The following is a 5,872-nucleotide window of genomic DNA, read 5'->3' on the forward strand; positions in this document are numbered from 1 at the left end:
GGTCCCCGCGACCCGCCCCCATGGGCATCCCCGCCGAGGAGCAAAGGCATCGTGAGCCTTCCAGAAGAACACCCTGACGCGTCCGAAGAGACCGGCGACGACGCCGGCGACGTGAGGGCAGACGCAACAGCAGTGGTGGACGTACACGCGGACGTGGACACGGTGGCCGACGCGCCGACCGCCCTCAGCACCAGCTACCCCGTGGGCAAGCTGGCCGCGACCGTGGAGCGGCTGCGCCGCGAGGTGCAGGCCGCCCAGGCCGAGGCCGACGGGCGCGCCCTGATCGAACTCGCCAAGGGCATCCTGGTCGAGCGGCTGGGGTGCGGCCCGGCCCAGGCCGCCCGCCAGCTCGCCGAGCTGGCCGAACAGGCGAAGGTGACACCGCTCGAACTCGCCGTCGACGTCATCAACCAGTCCGCCCGCGACCGCCTCTCGGACGTGACGGGGGCCTTCCTCGACGGCGCGAAGGGCAACGAGAGCCCCTCGGCCCGGCGCGCGGAGAGCGAGCGCTCCGCCGCGGTACGGCTGCGGGAGGCCGAGAGCGGCGCACTGGCGGCCCCCGACACACAGGCCGTCGCCGACTCCCTCTTCCATCACGCGCTGACCCCGCTGGGCGCGGTGGGCGTGGCCATCTGGACCGCGGGGTCCGACGGTTCGCTGACGCTCGCGGGCAGCGCCGGGTTCTCCCCCGCGGAGGCCGGGCGCTGGCACTATGTGCCCCCCGGTGTGCTGACGGTGGCCCGGACGAGTCTCGCCGAGCGCACGGGGCAGTGGATCGGCTCCCTCGCGGAGACGGGCCTGCCCTCCATCGGCCAGCACCACTACCCCGACGGAGGAAGGGCCGCCCTGCCCGCCGGCACGGGCGGGCGGGTCCACGGCGTCCTCGAAGTCGTCTGGCCCACTCCCCTGGAACCGCAGTCGCCCCAGGTGATCCGCCAGATCGAGGCGCTGGCGGAACTGTGCGCCCACACCCTGGAGACGTACGCGTTCGTGCACGACGGCGACACCGCCGGCGAGCCCCGTGTCCTGCCGGACGCCGTCGAGCTGGTGGACCTGGCCGACGGACTGCACGATCCCGCGCTGGTCCTCGTCCCGTACCTCGACGGCGGGCAGCTCGTCGACTTCCACATCCATCACGTCAACAGCCGCTTCCTGGATCCGGCGGGCCGGCCCCGGGGCCTCATCAGCGGCTCCCTGCTCCTGGAGGCCTACCCGATGGCCGCCGGGGAGAGCGAACTCTTCCAGCGGGTCGAGCGCGTCTACGCCACCGGCGAGCCGTTCCGCGCCCAGCGCATGAATCTGACGGCCCTCGTCGACCAGGTGGCGCTGGCGACCGTGGCCGACATCAGCATCAGCCGCCACGGCAACAGCGTGCTGCTGATCTGGCGCATCGAGGACGAGACGGCACGGCTGGCGAGTCTGCTCCAACACGCCCAGCGTCTGGGCCGCATCGGCGGTTTCGAGGAGAACCTGCTCACGGGCGAGATCACCTGGAACGGCCAGCTCTTCAGCCTGTACGGCAGATCGCCGGCGAGCGGTCCCGTGCCGCTGGAGGAGCTGGCCCTGCACGCCCACCCGGACGACGCCGTCCCCATCGGCCGCTTCCTGCGCACGCTGCTCCACCACCGGCGTCCCGCCGCAGCGGCCGTCCGGCTGCAGCGGCCCGACGACGTGACCCGCCACATCCGCGTGGTGGCGGAGCCGGTGCTCGACGCCGACGGCCGGCCCTTCGTCCTGCGCGGGGCCTACCAGGACATCTCGGCCCAGCACTGGACGGAGGTCGCGCTGGCCGCCACGCGTGACCAGCTCGCGCACTCCGAGCAGCAGGCGACCGAACGCAACCGGCTGACACTGCAGCTGCAGCACGCCATCATGCCCCCGACGCAGGCCCCGCTGCAGGCGCCCCGGCTCGACGTGGCCGTCCGCTACCGGCCCGCCGAGACCGAACAGCTCGTGGGCGGCGACTGGTACGACGCGGTCGTGCTGCCGTCCGGTCTGGTGCTGCTGTGCGTGGGTGACGTGGCCGGGCACGGCATAGAGGCCGCGACGAGCATGGTCGTCCTGCGCAACGCCCTGCGCGGGCTCGCGGTGACGGGGGCCGGCCCCGGCCAGCTGCTGACCTGGCTCAACAGCGTGGCGCACCATCTGACGGGCTCCATCACCGCGACCGCGGTCTGCGGCATCTACGACCCGGACACCCGGACGTTGCGCTGGGCCAGGGCAGGTCATCTGCCGCCCGTACTGGTGCGGGACGCGGAGGCGGTGTCCCTGCCCCTCCTCAAGGGCCTGCTGCTGGGCGCGGTGCCCGAGGTGACGTACGCCGAGGACGAGGTGCAGCTGGCGGCCGACGACACCCTGCTGATGTACACGGACGGCCTGATCGAGCGGCGGGACCGCACGATGGAGGAGTCCATGACCCAGCTGCTCACCACGGTCCGCACGGCGCCGTGCACGCTCGACCAGCAGCTGGACCGGCTTCTCACGTACAGCAGGTCGGACACCGACGACGACACCTGCATCGTGGGCATCCGCGTGTCGTAGGCGCGCGGATGCCGGGAACGAGAAGATCCGCATGCGGGGGCGGAGCCGGGGTAGACGCGCGGGCATGTGCGACGAGAGACACAGATCCGCTGGTGAGGCCATGGCCCGCGCGTGCCGCAAGAAACCGCCGACGAGAGTTTGATCACGTCGCGAGTGCCGTCGGCGACGGCATCGAAAGCGCGTACGGGGGTAGCCGCCCCAGACCGTCATGAATTTGTGGGAGGTACTTGTGTCCATAGCCCAGAACCCGTTGTCCGTAGAGGTGTCCCTGCCTCGCGAGGACGTCGTCCTGCTCACGGTCGAGGGACATCTGGACATCGACACCGCGACGGGACTCCAGCACCATCTGGCGAACCAGTTCCAGCACGGTCGTCGTCACTTCCTGCTGGACCTCGCGGCCGTTCCCTTCATGGACTCGTCCGGTATGAACATCATCATCAGGGCGTACCAGCAGACGCGGGAGCTCGACGGGAGCGTGCACATCATCGCGCCGACGCCGCCCGTGCGACGGATCCTCGACCTCACCGGTGTCAGCATCACCGTGCCCGTGTCCAACGGCGTCGAGGACGCGCTCGCGCTCGTGGACAAGCAGCAGCGCAGCGACTTGGCCTGAGCGCCACCCGTGCTCCGCCCTCGGGGGACGGCGGAGGACCGTCACGTACGACAGTTGTTGTCTGACAACATTTGACGAAGGCAAGGAAAGTGAACCGTGCCGGGCCGGGCGCCGTGACCGGGCGAGGAGCCACGACCGGTCACGGACCGCCGAGCCGATGGGCTTCGCCCCCGGACGCGGACCTCACGTCCTTCCACCCTGCTGTGATCGCCGCCCGTCGGGCGCGCGACGCGAGCAGTTCCGCCCGGCCCGTGGGGGACGACATCGCCGTCGCCGCACCGGCCCCCACTCCGTCGGACCGCACACCATGATTCGTACCTGGCACATCTCCACCGTCCCCGACGCCGCCCGGGCCCGTGCCGACGCGGCACGCCTGGCCGCCGCGCACGGGGTGTCCGACCTGGAGCGGACCCGTCTGACGGCCGCACTCGGCGCCCGGCTGCGGCAGTGCGTCACCCGGGGCGGGACCTGGCGACTGGAGGTGGAGACGGCCACCGAACCGTCCGAGGACGGTCTGCTGCGGGCCGCCGTGATCTCGTGCGACGCCACGGACGACGAGGGGGGCACGCCGTGGCACATGACGGTCGCCTGCACCGAGGGTGCTCCCACGACGGATGCCGGACTCCCGGCGGACGACCACGAGACACTGGCCGAGGCGCTGCTGGGCGCCGACGAGGACACGGCCCTGGTGCTGGAGCGACTGGGCGAGCAGGAGGACCTGGTCGCCTTCCACCGGGAGGAACTGGACCAGACGAATCACGGCGTACTGGCCCTGCACGCCGAACTGGACGCGGCGGGCCGGGCCCAGCGCGACCTCCTGGTGGCCGAGCGCAAGGCGCGCAGTGAGGCGGAGACCGCGCGCCGAAGACTGACGTTCCTGGCCGACGCGAGCGCGGTGCTGACGGCCTCGCTCAACCACGACGAGGTCGTCCGCCGGCTGCAGAGCCTGCTGGTTCCGGAGTACGCCGGCAGTGTTGACGTATGGCTCTTCGACGGGGACGACGAGGACCGCGTGAACGCGCCGCGTCCGGCCGCCGCCGTGGTCGCGGCCCGTACCGGGCGCCCGCAGTACGCCGCCGACCATCCCGGCGACCTGCCCGGGGTCGACGACCATCCCTCCTCGGCTTTGCTTCCCGCGGCGCCCCTGCTGTGCATTCCGCTGGGGACCCGGCGGACGCCGCAGGGGGTCCTGATCCTGACGCCGGCGGCCGGCCGGTGGGACGCCGACGACGTCGTCATGCTGATCGAGCTCACCCGGCGGGCCGGGGTGGCGATCGACAACGCCCGGCGCTTCGAGCACAACCGGGACATCGCCGAGACCCTGCAGCGGGCCCTGCTCACGGATCTGCCCACCACCCCGGGGCTGCATCTGGCCGCGCGCTATCTGCCGGCCACCCACGGTCTGAACATCGGCGGCGACTGGTACGACGCCTTCCGTCAGCCCGACGGCAGCCTCATCACCGTCATCGGCGACGTCACCGGGCACGGACTGCACGCCGCCGTCATGATGAGCCAGCTGCGCACCGCGCTGCGCGCGTACGCCGTCGACGGCGGCACCCCCGGCGAGCTCCTGACCAAGCTGCACATCTTCCTGCACCACCTGCAGCCCGATCTGTACGCCACCGCCGTCATCGCCCGCTTCCATCCCGACGACCCGACGCTGACCTGGGCCGCGGCGGGCCATCCGCCACCCGTGCTGCGCACCCCGGACGGGAGGGTGCACACGCTCGACGCCAAGCCCGGTGCGATGCTCGGCATCCCGCTGCAGCAGGTGATCAAGGACCACACCGTGACCCTCACGCCCGGTTCGACCCTGGCGCTCTACACGGACGGGCTGGTCGAGCGCCGCGCACAGGGCATAGACCCGGGCATCGAGCGGCTCGCGGCGGCGCTCGGCACCTTCCGCTCCGCGGATCTCGACGCCGACCTGGACGCCTCGGCCGACAGTCTGCTGCATCCGCTGCTGGCCGACTCCGAGCGCGACGACGACGTGTGTCTGCTGCTGTGCCATCTCCACAGCCGGGCGGCGGAGCTGGCGAGGACCCCCACCGGGCTGGCGTTCTGAGCGGTCTCAGCCGAGCTGTGGCGGCTGCGGGCGTACGCGGGTGTGGGCCCGGTGGAAGGCGTGCAGGCCCTGTTGCAGCGAGGCCCGCTCCCCCGGTGTCATCATCGCGAACACTCCGGTGAGGCTCAGGGAGCGGTGCTGGGTGACGTCGGCCAGGAGCCGCCGCCCCTGGGAGGTGACCACGAGCTGCACCTCACGGCGGCTGTGCGGTCGGACGGTGCGCCGCAGCAGCCCGGCTGCTTCGAGGCGGCCGCACAGCCGGCTCGCGGTGGGCAGCGCCATGCCGAGGTGCTCGGCCAGGGCGGTGAGGTTGAGTTCCGGCAGTCTGCGCACGGTCTGCAGCGCGAGCAGCTGCCGGGTGGGCAGACGGGGCGGGTCGCCCGCGGTCGCCGCGAACCACAGCGTCACGAGGCTCTCCACCGCGTCCAGGACCTGATCGGCGAGCGTGTCCGGCGGGTGGCCGGCGCGCTGTGGGCGATCCGGCTCGGGAGTGGTCACACGCACTTCTCTTTCGGTTCTCGGTCGGCTCCGGCCAGGACAGTGGGTCGTGTACGTCCGCCCTACCCGAACCTGGGGACCGTACACAGCCCGCGTTCCCCCGATGCCCGTCCGGCGGGGTCGCCCCCATGACCGCGAACGGCCCGGCCCTCCCC

At 72.2% G+C, this 5,872-nt stretch carries 4 protein-coding genes; 3 read left to right on the plus strand and 1 reads right to left on the minus strand.

Features of this window, described 5'->3' with window-relative positions; translation table 11 throughout:
- The first annotated feature begins 135 nt into the window (after positions 1-135).
- The 3 genes from ACFWGJ_RS40935 to ACFWGJ_RS40945 all read left to right on the plus strand — a co-directional run bounded on the left by ACFWGJ_RS40935 (position 136) and on the right by ACFWGJ_RS40945 (position 5,219).
- The gene (locus tag ACFWGJ_RS40935; protein WP_387334045.1) at positions 136-2,541 is read left to right on the plus strand and encodes a SpoIIE family protein phosphatase; all 2,406 of its coding nucleotides are present in this window, start codon (positions 136-138) and stop codon (positions 2,539-2,541) included.
- Positions 2,542-2,770: 229 nt separating this feature from the next.
- Positions 2,771-3,154: an STAS domain-containing protein gene (locus tag ACFWGJ_RS40940; protein ID WP_387334042.1), complete on the plus strand. Its 384-nt coding sequence runs from the start codon at positions 2,771-2,773 to the stop codon at positions 3,152-3,154.
- A gap of 307 nt (positions 3,155-3,461) precedes the next feature.
- Entirely contained in the window at positions 3,462-5,219 is a 1,758-nt protein-coding gene (locus ACFWGJ_RS40945; RefSeq protein ID WP_387334043.1) for a PP2C family protein-serine/threonine phosphatase, read from the plus strand.
- Between the two features lie 6 nt (positions 5,220-5,225).
- On the opposite strand, the gene ACFWGJ_RS40950 is transcribed toward ACFWGJ_RS40945, so the two are convergent.
- On the minus strand, positions 5,226-5,717 hold the full coding sequence (locus tag ACFWGJ_RS40950) for a MarR family winged helix-turn-helix transcriptional regulator (protein ID WP_387334044.1): 492 nt from the start codon (positions 5,715-5,717) through the stop codon (positions 5,226-5,228).
- Positions 5,718-5,872 lie beyond the last annotated feature (155 nt).

The sequence above is a fragment of the Streptomyces sp. NPDC060205 genome (assembly GCF_042728395.1).
Taxonomy (GTDB): Bacteria; Actinomycetota; Actinomycetes; order Streptomycetales; family Streptomycetaceae; genus Streptomyces.